Origin of the sequence: Comamonas sp. B21-038 (genome assembly GCF_022387135.1) — a bacterium.
GTDB classification, from domain to species: Bacteria; Pseudomonadota; Gammaproteobacteria; order Burkholderiales; family Burkholderiaceae_C; genus Comamonas; species Comamonas sediminis.
In genome coordinates, this window is sequence record NZ_CP092462.1 from 4,614,583 (window position 1) to 4,636,526 (window position 21,944).

At 65.5% G+C, this 21,944-nt stretch carries 24 protein-coding genes; 14 read left to right on the forward strand and 10 right to left on the reverse strand.

Annotated elements, in window-relative coordinates:
- Positions 1-241 precede the first annotated feature (241 nt).
- Together MJ205_RS20900 and MJ205_RS20905 are read left to right on the forward strand one after the other, a co-directional pair.
- Positions 242-472: a hypothetical protein gene (locus MJ205_RS20900; RefSeq protein ID WP_239810206.1), complete on the forward strand. Its 231-nt coding sequence runs from the start codon at positions 242-244 to the stop codon at positions 470-472.
- A gap of 138 nt (positions 473-610) precedes the next feature.
- Positions 611-1,264 carry a GntR family transcriptional regulator gene (locus tag MJ205_RS20905; protein ID WP_239810207.1) on the forward strand — a complete coding sequence of 218 codons (654 nt, stop codon included), beginning with the start codon at positions 611-613 and terminating at the stop codon, positions 1,262-1,264.
- A gap of 9 nt (positions 1,265-1,273) precedes the next feature.
- Here the strand turns inward: MJ205_RS20905 and MJ205_RS20910 are convergent, their stop codons facing one another.
- Genes MJ205_RS20910 through MJ205_RS20930 form a run of 5 tightly spaced genes read right to left on the reverse strand, consistent with a single transcriptional unit; the run spans position 1,274 to position 3,954 of the window.
- Positions 1,274-2,200 carry an ornithine cyclodeaminase family protein gene (locus MJ205_RS20910; RefSeq protein WP_239810208.1) on the reverse strand — a complete coding sequence of 309 codons (927 nt, stop codon included), beginning with the start codon at positions 2,198-2,200 and terminating at the stop codon, positions 1,274-1,276.
- Between the two features lie 27 nt (positions 2,201-2,227).
- Positions 2,228-2,974 carry a sulfite exporter TauE/SafE family protein gene (locus tag MJ205_RS20915; RefSeq protein ID WP_239810209.1) on the reverse strand — a complete coding sequence of 249 codons (747 nt, stop codon included), beginning with the start codon at positions 2,972-2,974 and terminating at the stop codon, positions 2,228-2,230.
- Complete coding sequence (locus MJ205_RS20920) at positions 2,971-3,261, reverse strand: 2Fe-2S iron-sulfur cluster-binding protein (protein WP_133857530.1); 291 nt, start codon at positions 3,259-3,261, stop codon at positions 2,971-2,973. Before MJ205_RS20920 ends, MJ205_RS20915 begins: the two co-directional genes overlap by 4 nt.
- Positions 3,262-3,270: 9 nt before the next feature.
- Positions 3,271-3,588 (reverse strand): ferredoxin, encoded by a 318-nt coding sequence (locus MJ205_RS20925; protein WP_239810210.1) that lies wholly within the window; start codon positions 3,586-3,588, stop codon positions 3,271-3,273.
- 9 nt (positions 3,589-3,597) lie between these two features.
- The gene (locus tag MJ205_RS20930; protein WP_239810211.1) at positions 3,598-3,954 is read right to left on the reverse strand and encodes a 2Fe-2S iron-sulfur cluster-binding protein; all 357 of its coding nucleotides are present in this window, start codon (positions 3,952-3,954) and stop codon (positions 3,598-3,600) included.
- Between the two features lie 299 nt (positions 3,955-4,253).
- On the opposite strand from MJ205_RS20930, the gene MJ205_RS20935 reads away from it, so the two are divergent.
- The 7 genes from MJ205_RS20935 to MJ205_RS23710 all read left to right on the forward strand — a co-directional run bounded on the left by MJ205_RS20935 (position 4,254) and on the right by MJ205_RS23710 (position 10,496).
- Complete coding sequence (locus MJ205_RS20935) at positions 4,254-4,991, forward strand: TenA family transcriptional regulator (RefSeq protein ID WP_230773500.1); 738 nt, start codon at positions 4,254-4,256, stop codon at positions 4,989-4,991.
- A gap of 91 nt (positions 4,992-5,082) precedes the next feature.
- Positions 5,083-6,540, forward strand: a complete 1,458-nt coding sequence (locus MJ205_RS20940) for an aldehyde dehydrogenase family protein (protein WP_239810212.1) — start codon at positions 5,083-5,085, stop codon at positions 6,538-6,540.
- A 24-nt stretch (positions 6,541-6,564) separates the two neighbouring features.
- A complete protein-coding gene (locus MJ205_RS20945; protein WP_133857535.1) occupies positions 6,565-7,041 on the forward strand; it encodes a GlcG/HbpS family heme-binding protein in 477 nt (158 codons plus the stop codon).
- Positions 7,042-7,071: 30 nt separating this feature from the next.
- Entirely contained in the window at positions 7,072-8,106 is a 1,035-nt protein-coding gene (locus MJ205_RS20950) for a 2Fe-2S iron-sulfur cluster-binding protein (RefSeq protein ID WP_239810213.1), read from the forward strand.
- Between the two features lie 21 nt (positions 8,107-8,127).
- A complete protein-coding gene (locus tag MJ205_RS20955) occupies positions 8,128-8,907 on the forward strand; it encodes an SDR family oxidoreductase (RefSeq protein ID WP_239810214.1) in 780 nt (259 codons plus the stop codon).
- Positions 8,908-9,147: 240 nt separating this feature from the next.
- The gene (locus MJ205_RS20960; protein ID WP_312526003.1) at positions 9,148-10,242 is read left to right on the forward strand and encodes a ProQ/FINO family protein; all 1,095 of its coding nucleotides are present in this window, start codon (positions 9,148-9,150) and stop codon (positions 10,240-10,242) included.
- Between the two features lie 128 nt (positions 10,243-10,370).
- The gene (locus MJ205_RS23710; protein WP_256460947.1) at positions 10,371-10,496 is read left to right on the forward strand and encodes a hypothetical protein; all 126 of its coding nucleotides are present in this window, start codon (positions 10,371-10,373) and stop codon (positions 10,494-10,496) included.
- 14 nt (positions 10,497-10,510) lie between these two features.
- On the opposite strand, the gene MJ205_RS20965 is transcribed toward MJ205_RS23710, so the two are convergent.
- The 3 genes from MJ205_RS20965 to lplT all read right to left on the reverse strand — a co-directional run bounded on the left by MJ205_RS20965 (position 10,511) and on the right by lplT (position 13,356).
- The gene (locus tag MJ205_RS20965) at positions 10,511-11,008 is read right to left on the reverse strand and encodes a glutathione peroxidase (protein WP_230773494.1); all 498 of its coding nucleotides are present in this window, start codon (positions 11,006-11,008) and stop codon (positions 10,511-10,513) included.
- Between the two features lie 52 nt (positions 11,009-11,060).
- The gene (locus MJ205_RS20970) at positions 11,061-11,912 is read right to left on the reverse strand and encodes a DMT family transporter (RefSeq protein ID WP_342395168.1); all 852 of its coding nucleotides are present in this window, start codon (positions 11,910-11,912) and stop codon (positions 11,061-11,063) included.
- 139 nt (positions 11,913-12,051) lie between these two features.
- Positions 12,052-13,356, reverse strand: coding sequence for a lysophospholipid transporter LplT (lplT, locus tag MJ205_RS20975; protein WP_239810215.1), 1,305 nt, complete (start codon positions 13,354-13,356; stop codon positions 12,052-12,054).
- 143 nt (positions 13,357-13,499) lie between these two features.
- On the opposite strand from lplT, the gene alr reads away from it, so the two are divergent.
- Positions 13,500-14,603 (forward strand): alanine racemase, encoded by a 1,104-nt coding sequence (gene alr / locus MJ205_RS20980; RefSeq protein ID WP_239810216.1) that lies wholly within the window; start codon positions 13,500-13,502, stop codon positions 14,601-14,603.
- Positions 14,604-14,693: 90 nt separating this feature from the next.
- Here the strand turns inward: alr and MJ205_RS20985 are convergent, their stop codons facing one another.
- Both MJ205_RS20985 and MJ205_RS20990 read right to left on the reverse strand, forming a co-directional pair.
- On the reverse strand, positions 14,694-15,965 hold the full coding sequence (locus MJ205_RS20985) for a type II toxin-antitoxin system HipA family toxin (protein ID WP_239810217.1): 1,272 nt from the start codon (positions 15,963-15,965) through the stop codon (positions 14,694-14,696).
- Positions 15,962-16,462, reverse strand: a complete 501-nt coding sequence (locus MJ205_RS20990) for a helix-turn-helix transcriptional regulator (RefSeq protein WP_239810218.1) — start codon at positions 16,460-16,462, stop codon at positions 15,962-15,964. Before MJ205_RS20990 ends, MJ205_RS20985 begins: the two co-directional genes overlap by 4 nt.
- 366 nt (positions 16,463-16,828) lie before the next feature.
- Here MJ205_RS20990 and MJ205_RS20995 point away from each other — a divergent pair, with 366 nt between their 5' ends.
- The 4 genes from MJ205_RS20995 to MJ205_RS21010 are packed head-to-tail and all read left to right on the forward strand — an operon-like array spanning position 16,829 to position 21,770.
- A complete protein-coding gene (locus MJ205_RS20995) occupies positions 16,829-17,413 on the forward strand; it encodes a TetR/AcrR family transcriptional regulator (protein ID WP_239810219.1) in 585 nt (194 codons plus the stop codon).
- Positions 17,410-19,074 (forward strand): MFS transporter, encoded by a 1,665-nt coding sequence (locus MJ205_RS21000; protein ID WP_239810220.1) that lies wholly within the window; start codon positions 17,410-17,412, stop codon positions 19,072-19,074. Before MJ205_RS20995 ends, MJ205_RS21000 begins: the two co-directional genes overlap by 4 nt.
- A 39-nt stretch (positions 19,075-19,113) precedes the next feature.
- Positions 19,114-20,310: an HlyD family secretion protein gene (locus tag MJ205_RS21005; RefSeq protein ID WP_239810221.1), complete on the forward strand. Its 1,197-nt coding sequence runs from the start codon at positions 19,114-19,116 to the stop codon at positions 20,308-20,310.
- Positions 20,307-21,770: an efflux transporter outer membrane subunit gene (locus MJ205_RS21010; RefSeq protein ID WP_239810222.1), complete on the forward strand. Its 1,464-nt coding sequence runs from the start codon at positions 20,307-20,309 to the stop codon at positions 21,768-21,770. Before MJ205_RS21005 ends, MJ205_RS21010 begins: the two co-directional genes overlap by 4 nt.
- Positions 21,771-21,944 lie beyond the last annotated feature (174 nt).

Consider the following 21,944-nt stretch of genomic DNA (forward strand, 5'->3'; position numbering starts at 1 on the left):
ACCCGGGTTAAATAGCCAATAAGTTAGTTTTCGTATACAAAAAAGAAAAATCCTCTGAAGGAATTCGAGGTGATGGCTTTGGATGAACAAGGTTCACAGCGCTGGGGGAATGCTGTTTTTGCCTGTATTTGCAAGCCGTATCAAAGGCTTGGATAGCGCATGGTTATGAACCCAGATCAAGGACATGGATTTGTACACTGGATACACTAGGGTAATTACTAGGTCATCCAGGAGCTATCCGATGAAGAACACTGCTTCCCAAGCCATTGCTGCCCAGCAAACCGATCTGCTGAACCTGCGCGAGCCCCGCCAGGCCTTGTTGCCCGCGTCACTGGGCTGGCTCTCGGCCATCGAAAATGCCTTTGTGCGCTGGCAGGCCAAGCGCCTCGCTGAGCTGGAGCCGGGCCGTCTCTGGGCGCAGGCGATGCAGGACACGCGCTCGCTGGCGGAGATCCGCCGCACCCAGCGCTGAACGCCGATTTCTGTATACAAGGCACGGCGAAGGCGCTGCAAACCCTTGCCGGGCATGTAAACTGGGTGCGACCCTGGGGGAGCATGGCAGCCGATGCCGCAACCCGGGGCTTGCAACGTACCGAACGGACCGACTTTCATGCCCATTGCCAACGGAGACAAAAAACCTGCACTGAACCACTCGCCGCTGACCCAGCAGCTGGTGGAGGCCTTGCGCGAGAAGATCATGTCTGGCGAACTCGCCTCGGGGGAGCGGCTGGTGGAGGAGCGTCTGTCCGAGGAGTTTTCGGTCTCGCGCATGCCTGTGCGCGAGGCCCTGCGCCAGCTGGCTGCCAGTGGCCTGGTGATCATCGAGCCCCGGCGTGGTGCCTCGGTGGCCAAGTTCCATGGCGACCTGCTGCGCGAGCTGGTCGAGGTGCGCGCCACCCTGGAGGCGCTCAATGCGCGCCTGGCCGCCAAGCGCCATGACCCCGAGCAGATTGCCGCGCTGGAGGCCTTGCTGGCCGAGGGCACCAAGAACGCCCATTCGGGCGATGCCGATGTGCTGGCCGTGCTGAACCAGAAGTTCCACCTGGCGCTGGGCAAGATCGCCGCCAACTCCGTGCTGCAAGAGGTGATGCTGTCCCTGCGTGACCGCACCGAAGTGCTGTTTGCGCCCCGCAGCCAGGCGCGTGCGCCCCAGAACTGGGAAGAGCATGCCGCCATCCTGCGCGCGGTGATCAAGGGCGATCCGGAACTGGCCGGCCTGCTGGCCGCGCGCCATATCTACAACGCGGCCGGCATCGAGCCCTGAGTTCCGCGTTTACGATTGGCTGGCCAGGTAGTTCTGGTAAGCCACACCCGCCAGCGCAATATCTTCCAAACCCACGCCCACGGCCTTGTACAGCCGGATGGCCGGCTGCGCGCTGACGGCATAGCGGCCGCTGACGATATCGCCCAGCTCCACCAGCTTGCCCGCCAGCGACAAGCCCGGGTCCGCCAGCACCAGGTCGCCCGCTTCGCTGGTCGCCTGTTTTTTCCATTCCACGGCAATCAGCTGCGCACGCGCCAGCAAGGCATCGTCGAGCTCGCGGGTGTGGGGCAGGCTGGAGCCAATCGCAGCGACCAGTGCATGGGGGGCGACATGTTCCCCGTTGAACAGCGGCTCCTTGGCGCGCGAGGCGGTGACGATGATGTCGGCCTCGCCGACGCCCTGGGTGTGCGCCACGCGGCGGATCTGCGCTTCGGGCAGACCGGTCAGCTGCGCCAAACGTGCCTCCAGGCCGCTGGGCGCATAGGGGTCGAACACATCGATGCGCTGCAGCCCGAAGTGCTGCACCATCTGCTGCGCATGGGCGAGGCCTTGCACGCCGGCGCCGCACAGGAACAGATGGCGCGCATTGGCAGGCGCCAGATGCTGGGCCACCAGCACCGTGGTCGCGGCGGTGCGCAGGCGCGTGATCGCATTGGCATCGAGGGTGGCCAGCGGCGCGCCGGTCTCGGTCGAGAACAGCAGGATGACAAAGTTGAACTGGCCGGCAATGGTGGTGTAGACCTTGGCGCCAGTCACCCCTTGCGCGGGGATGACGGCTCCCAGCGTGGAGAGCTTGACGCCCCCGGCATCGGTGCGCTCGCGCGCCTGCATCGCTGCTTCGCCCGCGCCAAAGGCGGCAAAGGCGCGGTGCATGGCCTGCAGGGCTTGGTCGGTGGACACCAGGGTGTCCACCATGGCATCGGTGATGTGCAGCATGGTGTGTAGGGTGGGTGAGGGTGAGAATCAGAGCCAGACGCGCAGCAGGATGATGCAGGCGCTGACGGCGGCAGTGCCCAGCAGCCAGCGGCGGATGGTGGCCTTGGAGACATGGCGGGCCAGGCGGTTGGAGACCAGAAAGCCGCCCAGCATCCAGGGCAGCAGCACCAGGCTGAGCAGCCATTGGCCGCTGCCCATGCGCCCCACCCAGGCAAGCGCTGTGAGCGAGACGATGGTGCCGGCAAAAAAGACCACGCCCAGCGTGGAGCGCATCGTCGCCGGCGCCAGGTGCTGCATCGCAATCGCAAACGGCGGGCCGCCCGCGGCGGTGATGGTGCCCATGATGCCGCTGGCCACACCGGCAATCGACAGGTTGGTGGTGCTGGGCTGCACGCGCCAGCCCAGGGTGCTGAGGCTGACGGCGGCCAGGATCAGCACCGCAAACAGAACCGACAGCGCATGGGCGCTGAACAGCACCAGCAGCCCGGCGGCCGCAAAGGTGCCGATGACCCGGCCCACCAAGGTGGCGGCAGCGACCTGGCGGTTGAGGGCATCGCGCTCACGCAGGTAAGCCAGCAGGGCCAGCGGCGCACCCACGGCCAGCAGCGGGCCGGGCACCAGCTCGGGGAAGAAGATCGCCGCCAGCGGCGCGCAGAACATCGCATAGCCCAGGCCGCCGACGCCCTGCATGGCGGCACCGGCGAGCACCATCAGCCCCATGGCCAGGTAGCGGCCCCAGGAGAGGTGCTCGGCCATCGCCGTCCATGCGCTCATGGCCGGGGCACCCAGCTGACCTTGATGTCGCCGTTGACAAAGGTCTGGCAGGCCAGGCGGTGCCCCTGCGCAAACTCTTCATCGCTGAAATGCTTGCGCTCCTTGGCCTTGATCGCATCGGTGTGGGCCAGGCCTTCTTCAATGCGGCATTTGCAGGTGCCGCACAGGCCACCGCCGCATTTGAAGGGGATGCCGCCTTTCTCGCGCAGCGATACGCGCAGCAGGTTGCTGTTTTCCGGGGCTTCGACGGTCTTGTTGTCGTTGCTGACAAAGGTGATGGTGGGCATACGGGGCAATCAGGCGGCGGGCACAGAGGTGAGGGGGGCTGTGGTCAGCGTGGCATCGAGCGCGCCGAACTGGCACAGGTGCTGCAGCTCCTGGCGGGCTTGCTCCAGCGAGTCAAAGCGCTCCAGAAACTTGGAAGGCACCAGGTTGGTGGTGCCGCCGGGGCCATCCTCGATCACCTGCACCTTGGTTTCGCGCAGCAACTCGCCCACCGCAAAGCGGGCCAGCAGGCGGCCGCAGAAGTGGTAATCCCAGGCTTCGCACAGCGCAATGTCGGCATTGGCTTGTGTGCGGTACTGGCCGGGCTTGCTGGTCAAGATCACAAACATGGGCATTCCTCAGGCAGCAGGGGTGGCGGGCGCTGTGCCTGCGGGGTGGGTATTGCTGGCAGGGGCGGCCGGCAGCGGCACTTGCGCCAGCTCTAGGTCGTGCTCCGGCCAGAGCTGGCAGACCAGGCGAAAGCCCTCGTCCAGGTGGGCGCCCAGCTGCTTCTTTTCCTTCCAGTTCGGCGCCGGCAGGTGCTCGGCCCCGGCCAGCACCTTGCAGGCGCAGGTTGCGCACTTGCCCATGCCGCATTGGTAGGCCAGGTGGGGGAAGGGGAACTGCTTGATCCCCGCGCGCACGACCAGGTTGGCGCCGCTCTTGACCTCGCCGTGGAAGGTCTGGCCGTTCTTGTGAAAGGTGATCTGGGGCATGGCATCCTCCGCATTGCAATTGCGTATACTGTATACAAATGGATGTTGTGAATGTATTAGGGATAACGTGATGCAGGGGGAATTTTGGCTGGGCTCTGGCACTTGCGGATGAATGAATATCAATGGCTTGTGACTGTTAGGTGACGATCGAAGACTTTGAAATTCACCAGCGATAGGGGTAAGCACTAGGGCGAGTTGGATGCGAAAACATTGACCATGTTTTCTGTATACAGTATTCTAACTCCGTCGCTTGGATCGGTTTGACTTGGCGACACCCCAACATTTCAGAGGAACCCGCCATGACCCAAACACTGATGAACCGCGACGAATTCCGCGCTGCGCTTGAGAATGCGATCAAGGGCAAAAGCGCCAACAAGGCCCCTTTCAGCGTGGCCTGGGCAACCGGCCGCCTGAGCCGTGAGCACCTGGCGCGCTGGGCCGAGAACCACTACCACTATGTGGGCCCGTTTGCCGATTACCTGGCCTATCTGTATGCCCGCACGCCGGACCATATGACGGAGGCCAAGGACTTCCTGCTGGCCAATATGTATGAGGAAGAGATTGGTGGCGACCGCCATACCGATCTGCTGATCCGCTTTGCCGAGGCCTGCGGCACGACGCGTGAGCGCGTGGTGGACCCCAACAACATGTCGCCCACCACGCGTGGCCTGCAGGCCTGGTGCTATTCGATTGCGATGCGCGAAGACCCGGTGGTCGCGGTGGCCGGTCTGGTCGTGGGCCTGGAGTCGCAGGTGCCATCGATCTACCGCAAGCAGACACCCACCCTGCGTGACAAGTACGGCTTTACCGATGAAGAGGTCGAGTTCTTTGACCTGCACATCGTCTCTGACGAAATCCATGGCGAGCGCGGCTACCAGATCGTGCTGGAGCATGCCAACACGCCCGAGCTGCAAGCCAAGTGCCTGCGCATCTGCGAGATCGGTGCCCAGATGCGCCTGCTCTACACGACGGCGCTCTACCACGACTACGTCGCCAAGGACCTGCAGATCTCGCAGGAAGAGCTGCTGGCTGCCTGAGCGTTGCCGACCCCCACTTGCCCCGCGCAGCGGCGGGCCGCTGGCGGCCGCCGCTGTGACTGACCTCCACCTCTCCAAGACCCTCTCCACCATGGCTGACACCGTGCAAACGTTTCTGAACTATATCGACGGCGCCTGGGTGCCTTGCCTGCTCGGCAGCACCTTTGACAACCTCAACCCCGCCGATACCCGTGATGTGGTGGGGCGTTTTCAGGCGTCAGGCCCGGCCGATGCCGAGGCGGCCGTGCAGGCGGCGCAAAAAGCCTTTGATGGCTGGCGCAAGCTGCCCATTGGCAAGCGCGCCAAGATCCTCAACGACGCGGCCAGTTATCTGGAGCAGAACGTGGAGCAGTTTGCGCAGGAGCTGACCCGTGAGGAGGGCAAGCAGCTGAGCCAGGCGCGCGACGAGTTTCTGCGCAGCGCGCAAACCTTTCGTTTCTATGCCACCGAAGGCCAGACCTTGGGCGGCGAGACCTACCCGCAGGACGATGCCAACCTGCATGTGTTCAGCCACCGCGAGCCGCTGGGCGTGGTGACGGTGATCTCGCCCTGGAACTTTCCCGCCTCCATCCCGGCGCGCAAGCTGGCGCCTGCGCTGATCACCGGCAACACGGTGGTGTTCAAGCCCTCGTCGGATGCGCCGCTGTCGGGGCTGCATCTGGTCGAGGCGCTGGAGAAGGCGGGCGTGCCCGCAGGCGTGGTCAACTGCGTCACCGGCCGCGCGGGCGAGGTGGGACCGGTGATCACCAATTCGCAGGCCATCCGCGCGATTTCGTTCACCGGCTCGACGACGGCCGGCACCCAGATCCACCGCACCGTGCACCTCTCGACCCGGCTGCAGATGGAGCTGGGCGGCAAGAACCCGCTGATCGTGATGGAGGACGCCGACCTCAACCTGGCGGTGGACCTGGCGATCAAGGGCGGTTTCTCGCTGACCGGCCAGGCCTGCACCGGCACCAGCCGCATCCTGGTGGTGCCCAGCGTGAAGGCGGCCTTTACCGACAAGCTGCTGACGCGCGTGGCCCAGCTCAAGATCGGCAACGGCATGGCCCCGGGTATGGACCTGGGCCCGCTGGCCACCGAAAAGCAGCTGCAGACCGTGCAGCGCTATATCGACATCGGCAAGAGCGAGGCGCGCTGGCTGTGCGGCGGCGAGCGGCTGACCGGTGGCGAATTCGACCATGGCTACTACCTGTCGCCAGCGGTGTTCACCGATGTGAAGAACGGCATGCGCATTGCGCAGGAAGAGATCTTCGGCCCGGTACTGGCGATCATCGAGGTGGCCGATTTTGACGACGCGCTGCGCCAGGCCAACGACTCGCAGTACGGGCTGTCGGCCAGCATCGTCACGATGAACCCGCGCTACATGCATGTGTTCACCAACGAGATCCAGGCGGGCACCGTCAAGATCAACCGCACGACCACCGGCAACCTGGTCAACGCCCCCTTTGGCGGGCTGAAGAACTCCAGCACCTCCACCTTCCGCGAATCGGGCCGCGCCGGCCTGGAATTCTTTACCCAGATCAAGACCGTCTACCGCGGTATCTGACCCCTGACAGCAAGAGGAAACACGATGAAAAGCGCACTGAAACTGGAACTGGCGGAAGCCCGTGTGATGTCCCTGGCCGCGCTGGCCAAAGCCAAGGAAATCGGCGTGACCGAGACGGTCTGCATCACCGACGAGGGCGGCTTTCCGCTGGTGCTCGAACGCATGGATGGCGCCCGTGTCACCGGCCCGCAGATCGCCTGGAACAAGGCCTTCACGGCTGCAGGGCACAAGCGCTCCACGCACTTGTTCAATACCTTGCCCAATGGACCGGCGCTGCCGGGCAACGAGGCCTTTGGCATCCAGTGGAGCTTCGAAGGCAAGTTTGCGGTCTTCGTCGGCGGCTACCCCATCGTCGTCAATGGCGAGGTGATTGGCGGCGTGGGCCTGTCGGGCGGCAATGGCGAGCAGGACACCGCCTGTGGTGTGGCCGCCTTGCAAGCCTTGAAAGACCACCTGGGCGCCGCAGCCGATGTGCTGGTGCAGGCCGACATCAAGAAATAAGCGCCAGGGACAACCGAGCTGAGGTCTGCGATGAACTACCGCGTACAGTGGCTGCAGACGCAGCAATCGTTTGACGTGGGTGCCGATGAGTCGGTGCTCGATGCCGCCACGCGCCAGGGCGTGCCGCTGCCCCATGAATGTACCTTTGGCGGCTGCGGCACCTGCCGCATGAAGGTGGAAGCGGGCGCGTTTGCCTATGCCGATGGCGAGCTGCCGCTGGCCATGAGCGACGAGGAACATGCCCAGGGCTATGCGCTGGCCTGCCAGGCGCGGGCGCAGTCCGATCTGGTGATCAGCATCGCGGCGGGGCCGGACAGCTCCGCACCCACCCGGGTGCAGGCTACCGTGGCCGAGCTGCGCATGCACACGCCCGATATCTACCACCTGGCGCTGGATCTGCCCGAGGACCACGGCCTGCGCTATGTGCCGGGCCAGTACCTGAACATCTGCCTGCCCGGCGGCGAGCACCGCAGCTTCTCGATGGCCACGCCGCCGCAGGGCCGGCGCATCAGCCTGCAGATCCGCAAGATTGCCGGCGGGCGCTTTACCGATGGCCTGCTGGCGACGATGGCGGTCGGTGATACGCTGGAGGTGGAACTGCCCCATGGCAGCTTTTACTACCGCGCGCAGGACTACCAGCCGATGGTGTTTGCCGCCACCGGCACCGGCTTTGCGCCGATCAAGGCGATCCTGGAATCGCTGCTGGGCGATGCGGATTGCCCGCCGATCCATTTCTACTGGGGCATGCGCAGCGAGGCGGATCTGTACCTGCTCGATGAGATTGCGGCCTGGGCCGGGCAGTTGTATGAATTCACTTTTGTGCCGGTGCTCTCGCGCCCGTCCGATCGCTGGACCGGCCGGCGCGGCTATGTGCAGGACGCCATTGCCGAGGACTTCGAGGACCTGTCCGAGCATGCGATCTATCTGTGTGGCTCGCCCCATATGATTGCCGATGCCAAGGCGCTGATGGCCCTGTCGGGGGCGGCGCTGGACAAGATCTACAGCGACAGCTTCATCTTCCAGAACGAAGCGGCCGCCGTGGCCGAACTCAGTGAGCAAAACTAAGCCGAGCTAAGGAACAACACCATGGATCTGGGATTGACGGGCAAGGCCGCGCTGGTCTGGGGCGGCAGCAAGGGCATGGGCTATGCAGCGGCGCGCCAGCTGGCGCTCGAAGGGGTGGAGGTAGTGATCGCCGCGCGCACCGAAAGCAGCTTGCAGGCTGCGGCGCAGGCCTTGTCGGCCGAGTGTGGCCGCCCCGTGCGCTATGTGGTGGCCGACATCACGAGGAAGGCCGGACGCGAAGCTGCGCTGGCCGCCTGCCCGCAGCCGGACATTCTGGTCAACAACTCCGACGGCTACCCGCCGGGCGACTTCCGCGACTGGAGCGACGAGACCTGGCACGAGGCGCTGGACATGATGATGGTCGGCCCCATCGACATGATGCGCCGCGTGGTCGATGGCATGCAGCAGCGCGGCTACGGGCGCATCATCAATATCGTTTCGCGCAGCGTCAAGGCCGCGCATGCCGAGCTGGGGCTGTCCAACGGCGCGCGCTCGGGCCTGGTCGGCTTTGTGGCGGGGCTGGCGCGCCAGACGGTGCGCCACAACGTCACCATCAACAATGTGCTGCCCGGCGCGTTCGACACCGATGCGCAGACCCGCCACATCGACAAGCTCGCCCAGCAAAGCGGCCGCTCGCCCGCCCAGGTGCGCCAGAGCCGCGAGGCCGCCAATCCGGCAGGCCGCTTTGGCCGGCCCGAGGAGGTGGGCGCGCTGATCGCCTACCTGGCATCGCGGCACACCGGCTATGTGACCGGGCAGAGCTGGTTGATCGACGGCGGCGAGTACCCGGGGACCTATTGACGATGGGCAGTGCCAGCGGCGATGCCGTTACCGCAGGCCTTGGCGTGGCCGCGCCACGCCGCCCTGCACCCTGGCCGCTCCCGCCGTTAAAGCCCTGCTGCGGTGTGCAGCTGCTTACTTGGTGATGGGCTTGATTCGTTATACTTGCAGCCTTGCCTTGGGTAATCCAGGGCGTTTTGCTTTTTACCGGTGCAGCTGCTCTTGGCGGGTCTGCACTTTTTTCTGTGCCAGCCTCTGTTTATGACCGAACCGACCCTCCCCACCTCTTCTGATGCTTCCGCACCGGCACCAGCTGCGGCAGCGCCCGCAGCGGGCGGTGATACGCGTCGCCAGCCCAAGCAGGAGCGCCGCGAGCGCCCTGCAGGCGCAGCGCCGGTGCTGAACTCGGCGATGGCCGATGCGCTGCGTGCGGCCACCAAGGGCCATGCGCTGGAAGTGGCAGCTGCGCCTGCACCGGTCGAGGCAGATGCCGCACCCGTGCAGCGCCAGGCGCGCAGCGAGCGCCCCGCTCGCAGCGGCCAGGCCCCCCGCCGCAGCAACAAGCCCGGCAATGGCGCACGCCGCGAAGGCCAGGGTGCTGGTGGCCGTGGCCCGCGCCGTGACGGTGGCCAGGCAGCCCCCGCTGCGCCCAAGGCGCCTCCCCGCCCTCGCCACCCGGTGGTGGAAAAGCTCGCAGGTCTGTACCCGGCGCTGTTTGGTGACCAGCCGCTGCCGCTCAAGCGCGGTGTGTTCCAGGACCTGATGGCCGCCCACCCCGACGCGTTCGAGAAGAGCGAGCTGAAGGTGGCCCTGGGCCTGCATACCCGTTCGACCCGCTACCTGAACGCCGTGGCAATGGGCCAGCCCCGCCATGACCTGCAGGGCCAGGTGGTCGAGGCGATGGCGCCTGAGCACGTGTTCCATGCGCTGGTGGAGTCCTTCCGCCGCCGCAAGCCGCGCGACGGCGAAGACCTGCAGCTCAAGCTGCGCCGCCGCATCGGCATGGCCTATATTGCATCGGACCTGAGCCGCGACGACTTCCTGGCCAAGGTCCAGGTCAAGGATGAAGCAACCCAGGCGATGCTCGCTGCTGCCATGCAGGAAGTGGCCGAGTTCGACGCCAAGGCCGAGGCGCTGGCGACCGCCCATGCTGCCAGCGGCAAGAGCGTGGCCGAGTTTGCCGACATGTACGGCATGCACCCGGCTGCGGTCGAGCGCCACCTGCACCGCGCCGCCCAGACCAAGGCGATTGCTGCACGCCCTGCAGCGGCCCCTGCGGCCCCCGAAGCGGCGGACGAGGACGAGGTGGCCGAGCCGGCCGCTGCCAAGGCCGACGACAGCGCTGCTGCTGAATAAACCCGGCATCCGCCCAGCAAAAAGCTGCCCGCGCTCCAGGAGCGTGGACAGCTTTTTTTATGCCCTGGCTTGATCGCCGATCAGCCGCTGCTTACACTGACCGTCTGAGACCTGGCAAGGAGACCGCCATGAAGCCCAATACCACCACAAGCACCACCAAGCGCCGCTGGCTGCGCAAGTTCTGGGGTGCGGTCTGTGTGATTGCGGGCCTGGCCAGCATTGCCGCCGGGCTGGAGACGGCGCTGATGGACTGAGCGCCGTTTGGTAATTAAGAAGCAGCCAAGGCCTTTTCGATAGCCGCTGCCAGCTTGGCGGGTTTGGTCATCGGTGCAAAGCGCTGCACCGTGCGGCCATCACGCGCCACCAGAAACTTGGTGAAGTTCCACAGAATCCGCCCACCCAGGATGCCCGGCGCCTGCGCCTTGAGCCAGGCAAACAAGGGGTCGGTGTGCGGGCCGTTCACTTCCACCTTGGCCAGGCTGGGAAAGCTGGTCTGGTAGTTCAGCTCACAAAACTGTGCAATCTCGGCATTGCTGCCCGATGCCTGCGCGCCAAACTGGTTGCACGGCACCCCCAGCACCTGCAGGCCCTGGGCGCCATACTGCTGCTGCAAGGCCTCCAGCCCCTTGAGCTGCGGCGTGAAACCGCAGGCCGTGGCCGTGTTGACCACCAGCACCACCTGGCCGGCATAGCGCGACAGCGGCAGCGGCTGCGCGCTGGCATCGTGGAGAACAAAGTCCTGGATCGTGTGCGGGGTTGCGGGCATGGTGGCTATCTTAGTCGCTAACCTGCCTTCAGTGAGCCGCCTTCAGCGCCACTCAGGGCAGTCGCGACTCCAGCGCCGCGATCAGCGAGGCCGACAGCACCAGCGCGCCGCCCAGCAGCAGGCGGCCCGAGAGCACCGTGCCCTCGATCAGCACATTGGACGCGCTGGCAAACACCACCTCGGACAGCATCACCACTGCAGCCGTGGTGGCGGCCAGGCGCGAGGCACCGTACTGCAAGGTCCAGTTGCTCAGCATGATCAGCACGGCGACGACCAGCACCATCAGCGGCCAGCTCCAGGCGATATCGGGCATGGCCGGCATGCGGCCCAGGGAGATGCCCAGCACCGACATGGCACCGGCGGCGACCAGGCCGCCAAAGAACATGGCCAGCATGCGCGCCTCCCCCGGCACGCGGTACTGGCTGCGCAACACCACATTGGTGCCGGCAAAGGTGAAGCCGCCGACAATCGCCAGCGCATCGGGCAGCGAGAGGTTGGCCGTCAGGCTCTGCCATGTGGCGCCGGCCGGAATCATCACGATCAGCACGCCGCTGAAAGCCAGCACCAGGCGCAGTATCGAATACTTGTTGGGCTTTTCACCCAGAAAGTACCAGGCCAGCAGCACCGACCAGGCGGGCATCAGATAGAACAGCAGCACCACGCGCACCACATCGCCGGTGGTGGCAGCCCAGTTGAACAGCACATTGGTGCTGCCCGAGGTGAAGGCCAGCAGCAGCAGCAGCGGGTGGCGCCGGGCAATGGCCGCCGCCGCCGGCTTGACCAGCAGCAGCCCGCAAAACAGGATCAGGTAGACCAGGGCCGTGCCCAGCACTGGGTGCACCCCCAGGGCCTGCAGCTGGCGGAACGGCCACCAGATCGTGCCCCAGATCAGGGCGTTGGTCATCAGGGCTAAAAAGGGCAGCGCGGTGAGCATGGGGCGAGGGGAAACCGCGCCTGGGGTGCCCAGGCGCTGTCAGCTTTCTAATTTTTGGGTGGTGCAGAAGGGCCGGGTGGCCTGGCGCTGGGCCCACCGCCTTGTGCCGTCAGTGGTGGTGGTCGTGGCGGGCAATGTCCAGCAGCCGTTGGACTTCCTGCGGATGCTGTTTGCAATTATGCCGGTGCCACAGCAGGATGCACCACATGATGCCGGCCACCAGCAGGCCAAAGCAGGTGATGGCGCCGTAGGCCGACATGCCAAAGCGGGTGAACATGCTGTAGACGACACCCAGGCCCAGGATGCAGGCCTGCTCGTTGAAGTTCTGCACGGCAATCGAGCGGCCCGAGCCCATCAGGTTGTGGCCCCGGTGCTGCAGCAAGGCATTCATCGGCACCACCAGGAAGCCGCCCAGGCCCCCCAGCACGACCAGGAAAGGCACCGCCAGCCAGATGCTGTGGATAAAGTTCATGCACACCACCAGGAGGCCCATCGCAATGCCCAGCGGGATCACCCGCGTGGCGCCGTCGAGCTTCATGCGCATCGAGGCCAGAATGGCGCCGACTGCCGTGCCAATCGCCACCACGCCGACGAGGGCCGAGGCCTTGGTGGTGCTGTAGCCCAGCGCCACCGCGCTCCAGGCCAGCACGATATAGCGCAGGTTGCCCGATACGCCCCAGAACAAGGTGGTGGTCGACAGCGAGATCTGGCCGAGCTTGTCGCGCCAGAGGCGGCTGTTGCAGCGCCAGAAGTCGGGCAGCAGGTCCATCACGTTGGAGAACATGCTGCGGCTCATGTCCTGGCGCAGCGGCACCAGCTGGGTATTCGTGCGCGGGATGCGCGTGTTGAACCAGGCAGCGCCGGCATACAGCAGCCCGATCACGCAGATCGCCGCCTCGGACGGGGTGTCGATGGGGGTGTCGATCAGCGGCAGATCAAAAGACAGCAGCCAGCCCGAGACCTGGGGGCCCACCAGCTGGCCACCCAGCAGCACACCCAGGATGATCGAGGTAATGGTCAGCCCCTCGATCCAGCCATTGGCCCGCACCAGCTGGCTGGCGGGCAGCAGCTCGGTGAGGATGCCGTATTTGGCCGGGGAGTAGGCCGCTGCGCCCAGGCCGACGACCGCATAGGCGAGCAGCGGGTGGTGGCCAAACAGCATCAGCAGGCAGCCGACGACCTTGATGGCATTGCTGATGAACATCACCTGCCCCTTGGGGTAGGCATCGGCAAAAGCGCCTACAAACGGTGCCAGGATCACGTAGAACAGCGCGAACATGGGCACCAGGGCGGCACGCTGCCACTCGGCGGCCCCTGCGTTGATCAGCAGATCGACGGCAACGACAAACAGGGCGTTGTCGGCCAGCGAGCTGAAAAACTGCGCCGACATGATGGTGTAGAAACCGCGCTTCATTCGTTGGGGATGCTAATAAGGGATGCTAATGGCGCGAGAAATTTGTAAGCTGCGTGTAGGGAGTCGAGGTTATAGCACGCAGGGGCGAAAGCACGGTGCCAGAATACTAGGGGTTTTTCATCATCTTGTTGTGAGTATTCGCCATGCCGCGCCCCATTCTAGCCACCATTCATACCGCTGCCTTGCAACATAACCTGGCACGCGCGCGTCAAGCGGCGCAAGACGCCAAGCTGTGGTGTGTCGTGAAAGCAAACGCTTACGGGCATGGTATCGAGCAGGTGTTTGATGGCATGCGCGCCGCCGATGGCTTTGCGCTGCTGGAGCCGTCCGAGGCGCAGCGCATCCGTGATCTGGGCTGGCGCGGCCCCATCCTGCTGCTCGAAGGCGTCTTCGATGCGCGTGACCTGGAGCTGTGCTCGCGCCTGAACCTCTGGCACACGGTGCACTGCGACCAGCAGATCGACTGGCTGGCGGCGCACAAGACCCAGCAGCCCCACCGCGTGTTCCTGAAGATGAACTCCGGCATGAACCGCCTGGGCTTCACCGCCGAGCGCTACCGCTCGGCCTGGGCGCGCCTCAATGCGCTGCCCCAGGTGGATGAGATCTCCTTCATCACCCATTTCAGCGATGCCGATACCGCCAAGGGCATTGGCGCGGCACTGGCGCTGTTCACCCAGACCACTGTGGACCTGCCCGGCGAGCGCAGCATCTGCAACAGCGCCGCGCTGCTGCGCCATCCCGATATGTCGGCGAGCGAGCGTGGCGACTGGGTGCGCGGCGGCATCCTGCTCTATGGCAGCGCGCCCGATTACCCGCTGCAAACCGCTGACGACTGGGGCCTGCAGCCCACGATGACCTTGTCGGCCAAGGTCATCGGCGTGCAGGAACTGCAGCCCGGCGACACCGTCGGCTATGGCTCGGCCTTTACCGCCGACAAGCCCATGCGCATCGGTGTCGTTGCCTGCGGCTATGCCGACGGCTACCCCCGCCACTGCGGCAACGGCACCCCCGTGCTGGTCGACGGCCAGCGCTCGCGCCTGATCGGCCGGGTCAGCATGGACATGGTCACCGTTGATCTCACGGACATCCCCCAAGCCGGCTGGGGCAGCGAGGTCACCCTCTGGGGCCGCGCCGCCAATGGCACGGTGCTCTCCATCGACGAAGTGGCCCAGGCCGCCGGCACCGTGGGCTATGAGCTGATGTGCGCGGTGGCGCCCCGGGTGCCGGTGGTGGTGGATGGGCACTGAGCTGCCCTAAATATAGGCAGATCTTCCAAGGGCTGGGATGGGAGGGCGCTGCGCCATCGCTTCTGAAGGTTTCAGCCAGCCCCGCAGGTTTTAAAGAAATGCCTGCCTTTGCAGCCGGAGCGCGTCGCGGTCGATGCTGGCTGCGAGCTGCTCCATGTCCACAGCGCTGACACCCTGCGTCTGGAAATGCGCAGACCATTGGTCAACGGCTGCAGCGACCTGTTGTACCAGCGCAATCGCGCGCGGCCTTTTAAGGCCGTACTCGTTGATCTGGGTGAGGGCATTCTCCAAGGTGGATTCGGCGCCCATGGTTCCCACGCTGAGGGCTTGGTAGCCCAGGTTTTGCAGGCTCGGCACCACGTCGTAGGCGGGGCTGAGGTCGTAATATCCATCCGCCAGATTGAGGCTGATGCAGTGGTTGCGCTCATGGTCGTCGGTGTTGTCCATGAGGATGTTGAAAACCATGCGCTTGAACAACTCCTCGCGCATGGCGGCTTGTCGCTCGGGATGGCCCAGGCGCAGCAGGATGCTTGCCAAGGCGCTGTAGCCCATCTCCAGCCCCGCAGCGCGCAGGGCGGTATGGGCAGACTGGCAGTGCACCCGGAAGGGGCCGATGCGGTCAAAACGTTCGACGGTGAGTGCGTGCCGTGCTTTGCCATAGCGTGGTGGCAGAGGCAGCACCGCCGTGTTGGCGGTGTGCATGCCGGCTTGTGCGGCCAGCCTCATCGTCGCGTGTTCAATCAGCGGGGTATCCACGGCATCATCCAACTCGCTGAACTTGATGACGCAAGGGCCATTGTCGGTCTGCAGCAAGGCCTTGGGCCGGGCGCCGCCCAAGGTGACGCCGGGCTGGATCAGCCGCTGTATCTCAGGGGTGATCGGGGCCTGGGTCTGCACGTCTTCTACGGCGGCAGCGAGTTGCGCCAAGTCGTTCAACCGCGGATAGGGCCCGATGTAGCGCGGCAGGTAACGCTCGGCCGAGGTGGAGATGCCCAGCGCGCCAAAGCGGTCGTCACCGGCAAAGAGCAGCATCTCCAGAATTGACAGGCGTGCAGGCCGGTCGATGTGGCGGATGATGCGCTCGCCCCAGCGGTCAGGCCGGGCATCGTCAATGGCGCCGGGCGCTGTATGCTTTTCATCATTGCTGAAGAGCTGGCCTTGTACCAAGGGCAGGTCCTGGCTGAGTGCAAAGTTCCACCAATCTGGCGCATAGCTGAATGTGGCGCAATCCGCCACCAACTGCGAAAGGCTGACCGTGCCCGCCAAGGTGGGCGCTGCTGGGTTGACCATGGCCCAGACATAGAGCTGGTCTTGCGGCACATAGGTGCGTGCAGAGACGGCGGGGATGGCGGCGGTGGTCATGGCTTTTGGGGAGGCTTCTTGGCCATGAGCGCGGCAAGCCCTGGGGCTGCACTTGTCCATTCCTGGCGTGCTTCGTTCAACAGGCCAGGAATGATGGAGGCAAGGTCGGATTCCTGGCTGGGGTACACGGCACTATCCGCGTTGGCCGTTGGCGGCGCAGCACTGTCTGGCTGGGGCGCTTTGGGTTTGCGCTGAGCTTTTGCCTTGGCGACCTCCCGCTCCAGCGCCGCATGGTCGTTTTGGGGCGCAATCAGCGCGGCCAAATCGCCCCTTGGATTGATCAGCCACATGCACATCACATAGGAGGCCATTGCCACCGACGGATCACCCCGCTCGATCCGCGCCATCGTGGGCTGCGAAATGCCCAGGCGCTTGGCCCATTGCGCCTGCGACTCTCCCCGCCGCTTACGGGCGATCGCAATGTTCTGCGCCAGCTTTTCGATCTGCTGCAGAACGGCTTGCGGGTAGTGAGAGGGCGGTGTGTTTTGGCGAGGCATTCATAGATATTAGTCTTTTGCGAGAGAAAAGCAAATCTATGAATTATTTCGACTTACACGTCGCTGAAATCCGACCAACCTCTGCTTGCTAAAGGTGTTATGCACCATAGATGTCGTGATTCACGCATATTTCATTCATCTATAAATAACTTGAGAAGAATGTGTCATGCCTCACGCTTTTTCTCAAGTGGGCCGCGTGACCTCTGGTGGCTCATCTCGCAGGCTGTTCTCTCGAAAGTCACTAGTAAGTTGCCCAAAAAATTGGCAGCCATTAACCCACGGGTTTACCCTAGCGTCACCAGGGTTTGTGCAGGCCGCGCGCAATTAGCGTACAGTTTTGTACGTTTAATGCTTTTGCCCCACACCATGACCTCCAAAGAACGCCAACCCCGCAGTGATGCGCTGGCCCATCGCAGCCAGTTGCTCGATGCGGCTCTGCATGTGTTTACCGAGCAGGGGGTGACGGTGGCCTTGGATGTGGTGGCCGAGCGGGCGGGGGTGAGCCGCACGACGCTGTACCGCAATTTTGCGGACCGGTCCGAGCTGCTGCGGGCCTTGCTGATCCATATTCTGGATCGGCTGGCCGCCAAGGCCCAGGCCTTGAGCGCTACCGGCGATGCCGATGCGCTGTTCGAGTTTCTGCGCCTGTGGGCGCATGACTCGGTGCTGACCGTGCCGCTGACCGATTACTGGCGTTCGCTACCGCTCGATGACCCCTTGGTCGTCGATCTGCGTGCGCGCCTGTTGGCGCTGGTGACACCGTTGTTGCTGCAGGCCAAGGCGGCAGGGCGCTGCCGGGAGGATCTGCAAGGCGCCGATTTGCTGCTGATCGTGGGCATGTTCAGTGCGGCGCGGCGGGGCCGCACACCGGCTGAGCGCCTGCAGCTGAGCGACCGCGCCTGGCAGCTGATCACCGAGGGCCTGCGCGTGGATGCCCGGGAGATGGTATGAACGCGCCTGCCTTTCGCTATGTCGAGCAACCCCCGGATTGGGAGACGCATGAGCGCCCCGTGCTGCCGGGCTCGCCCGCGCGGCTGCAGCACACGCTGCCCCGGCGCATTGCCTACATCATGGTGGGCCTGTTTGTCGGCCTGGTCGGCGGTCTGGGCAATGGCCTGGTCACCGCCAATCTGACTTCGATCCAGGGCCAGCTGGGCCTGACCGCCGTGGAGGCCGCCTGGCTGCCTGCGGCCTATGTGATGGTCAATGTGACGGCCAACCTGCTGGTCTTCAAAAGCCGCCAGCAGCTGGGCCTGCGGGTGTTTGCCGAATGGGGCCTGGGCATCTATGCGCTCCTGGCGCTGCTGCATGTGTTTGTCGAGGGCTACACGATGTCCATCGTCGTGCGGGCGGTGGCCGGTTTTGCCGGGGCCACCACCACCTCGCTGGCCGTCATGTATGTGATGCAGGGTTTTCCGGCGTCCAAGGTGCCCTCGGCCTTCATCCTGGGCATGAACATGTCCTCGATCGCCGTGCCGCTGGCCTGGGTGCTGTCGCCCTCGCTGGTCAACGTCAACCCCTGGCCCCATCTGTATGCGTTCGAGGCGGGCCTGGCGCTGATGGCCTTTGCCGCCGTGGTGGTGCTCAAGCTGCCACGGGGCTTGCAGATCCATGTGTTCGAGCCGCTGGACTTTGTGACCTTTCTGCTGGTCGCGCCTGCGGTGGGCCTGCTGTGTGCGGTGCTGGCCCAGGGCGTCAATGCCTGGTGGTTCAATGCCCCATGGCTGGCCTATGCGCTGATCGCCTCCGTGGTGCTGTTTGCGCTCGCCGCGCTGCTGGAGTACAGCCGGCGCACGCCGCTGATCCAGCTGCGCTGGCTGATGCACCCCACGACGCTGACCTTCATGGCCGGGGCCATCATGATGCGTTTCATGATCTCCGAGCAGAACTATGGCGTGGTGGGTCTGCTGCGCGCGATGGGCGTGGTGCCCGAGCAGCTGCAGGCACTGTACGGCGTGATCTTTGTCGGCATGCTGCTGGGCGTGATCGTCGGGGCGGCTACTTTCAGCGCGCAGGCCATCCTGCCGCAGATCCTGACCTCGATCCTGCTGATCGGCGTGGGCGGATGGCTGGACCTGCACTCCACCAGCCTGAGCCGCCCGCATGACTTCTTCTTCAGCCAGTTCCTGATCGCGTTTTCGGCGGCGCTGTTCATGGGGCCGGTGATGATGATCGGCATCCAGCGCGCGCTGGGCAAGGGGCTGGACCACATGGTCACCTTTGTCGTGCTGTTCTCGGTGACCCAAAGCCTGGGCGGCCTGCTCGGCCCGGCGCTGCTGGGCAGTATCCAGCAGCAGCGTGCCCAGCTCTATACCCAGGCGATTGCGGCCGAGATGCCGGTGACCAACCCGCTGGTCGCGCAGCGCCTGGCCCAGCAATCGCAGTCCCTGGGCCGCACGATCACCGACCCGGTGCAGCGCGGCGCCCAAAGCCAGGCCCAGCTGGTGCAGGTGATCCGGCGCGAAGCGGCGGTGCGTGCCTTCAACGATGTGTTCCGCGTCATTGGGGCGATGGCGCTGGCCTTCCTGGCCTGGGCGTTCTACCGCGTGCTGCGCCAGCGCACCCTGGCCTGGCTGGCGCGGCGCCGAGGCGAGCTGCCGGCCCCCGTCTGATCCCACCCCTTTTCGATCCCTATCTACAAAGCAACAATAATGTCTGATACTGAAAAACCCACCCCCAACGCTGCCCCCGCTCCCGCAGCGGAGCCGGCAGCCCCTCAAGCCACGCCAGCGCCTGCGGCGCCCGTGCCCGCCGCTGCGCCTGCGGCATCGCCAACGGCCAAGCTGATCCGGCCCAGCCGCCGCGCGGTGCTGACGATGGCGGTCGTCGCCTTGGCCGGCGTGCTGCTGGTGCTCTGGGCCTGGAAGCTGCCGCCCTTTGCCTCCGACATGATGCGCACCGACAACGCCTATGTGCGCGGCCAGATCACCGTGCTGGCGCCCCAGGTCAGCGGTTATGTGACCGAGGTGAATGTGCAGGACTATGCGCACGTCAAACGCGGCGATGTGCTGCTGCGCATCGACGACCGCATCTATGCCGAAAAAGTGGCCCAGGCCCAGGCGCAGCTCGACAATGCCCGCGCGCAGCTGGCCAACTCGGACCAGACCCAGGCGCAAAACCGCGCCAACCTGGGCGCACGCCAGGCCAGCCTGTCGGCGGTGGATGCCGAAGCCCGCCGTGCGGCGGCCGATCTGCAGCGGGTCGAGGACCTGGCCGCGCGCGGCTCGGTGTCGCTGCGCGAGCGTGACCAGTCGCGCGCCACCAGCCAGTTGGCCAAGGCCAATGTGCAAAAGGCGCAGGCCGACATCCGCATTGGCGAGCAAAGCATCAAATCCACCCAGGTGGCACGGGCCAGCCTGGAAGCCCAGGTGAAGGCCGCCGAAGCCCAGCTGGGCCTGGCCAGGATCGACCTGGACAACACGGTGGTGCGTGCGCCGCGCGATGGCCAGATCAGCGAGGCCTCGGTGCGCCTGGGCCAGTATGTGGCCGCTGGCACGCAGCTGCTGTTCCTGGTGCCCGAGCAGCTGTGGGTGGTAGCCAACTTCAAGGAAACCCAGATTGCCCACATGCAGCAGGGCCAGGCCGCCAGCTTTTACGTCGATGCGCTGGAAGGCGCACGGCTGAACGGCCATATCGAGCAGATGGCACCGGCGACCGGCTCGGAATTCAGCGTCATCAAGGCCGACAATGCCTCGGGCAACTTCATCAAGATCGTGCAGCGCCTGCCGATCCGCATTGCGATTGACCCGGACCAGCCGCTCGCTGCCCGCCTGCGCCCCGGCATGTCGGTCGAAGTGCAGGTGGACACGCGCGCCGCCAAGGCCGCCGCCCAGGGAGACCGGCCATGACCCGCACTCCGCCAGTGCGCGGTTCGGCCTGGACCACGCTGACCACCCTGAGCCTGACCCTGCTGCTGGCCGGTTGCGCACCGGCGCTGCGCCAGGCGCCTGCCGATGCCGCCGTGACCGTGCCCGCCGCCTGGGCGCAGACCGAGGCCGCTGCCACCAGCGGGCCTGAGGCAGCCGTGCCCGCTGCCTGGTGGCAGGCCTTTGGCGATGAGCAGCTCAACCACTATGTGCAGGCCGCGCTGGCGCGCAATGCCAACCTGCAGGTGGCGGGCACCCGGGTGGCGGCTGCGCGCGCCCAGCTCGCGGCGGCCGCTGCCGCACTGCAACCCAACCTGTCGCTGGGCGCCAATGTGGCCGCCACCCATACGTTGACGGCCTCGGGCATCACCACCAGCCGCTCCGTTCAGCCCCAGCTGCAGGCCAGCTGGGAGCCCGATCTGTGGGGGCGCCTGGGCGACCGCAGTGCCGCAGCCGATCTGCAGTACCGTGCCAGCCAGGCCGACCGGGATGCAGTGGCGCTGACGGTGGCGGCCACCACGGCCCAGGCCTATGTCGATCTGCTGGGCCGCGAAGCACAACTGGCCCAGACGCGCCAGACCTTGCAGACCCGCAGCACCGCGCTGCAGCTGGCCCGGGACCAGGAATCGGTGGGCTATATCTCGCGCCTGCAGGTGACGCAGGCCCAGGCCGAGTACGAGGCGGTGCAGGGCCAGATCCCGCCGCTGGAGCTGGCCATTGCGCGCCAGTACAACGCGCTGCAACTGCTGGCCGGCGATGTGCCCGCCGTGCGCGATACCAAGGCGGCCGACGGCCAGGGCTTTGCCCGTCTGCAGATGCCGGTGGTGCCTGCGGCGCTGCCATCGGCGCTGTTGCGCCGCCGGCCCGATCTGGTGCAGGCCGAGCTGAACCTGGCCGCCAGTGATGCCAGCCTGCGTGCCAGCCGGGCCGCCTACCTGCCCCAGCTCAACCTCAGCGCCAGTGCGGGGCGGCTGTTTGTCAATGCGCTGCAGTACAACCCCATCAATGTCTGGAGCCTGGGCGCCAGCGTGCTGGCACCGCTGTTGGATGGCGGCCGGCTCGATGCGCAGTACGGCACCGCCACGGCCCAGCGTGACCAGGCCGCCTATGCGTACCGGGCTGCGGTACTGTCGGCGTTGGGCGACGTGGAAAACGCGCTGGTCGGCGTGCAGCGCCTGGCCGAGCAGGAGCAGGCAGCCGAGCGCCGCCGCGCCGTGCTGGCCCAGACCCTGGGCTATGCCAAGGACCGCTATGAGGCGGGCTATGCGTCCTACCTCGAGCAGATCGACGCCCAGCGCAACCTGTTCCAGGCCGAGACCGAACTGGTCAACCTGCGCCAGAGCCGGCTGGACAACCAGATAGCGCTGTACCGCGCGCTGGGCGGGGGCTGGTCGGCCGATGCCGTGTTGCCCGCAGCCGCTGCGCAGCCGGCCGCAGATTAGACGGGCCTTAATCCCGGCACAAAGCGTTGCGCACAGCCGTCAGACCGGGGGTGGCAGGGGGATCCAGCCGCAGCGGGCGCTGGCGCCGCCGCATAATGCGCGAATGCCCCGTTCTGGGGCGTTTTGTGCAGCAAGGCGGTGCATGTGCGCCTTCTGCAGCTGCCGGGTATTGCT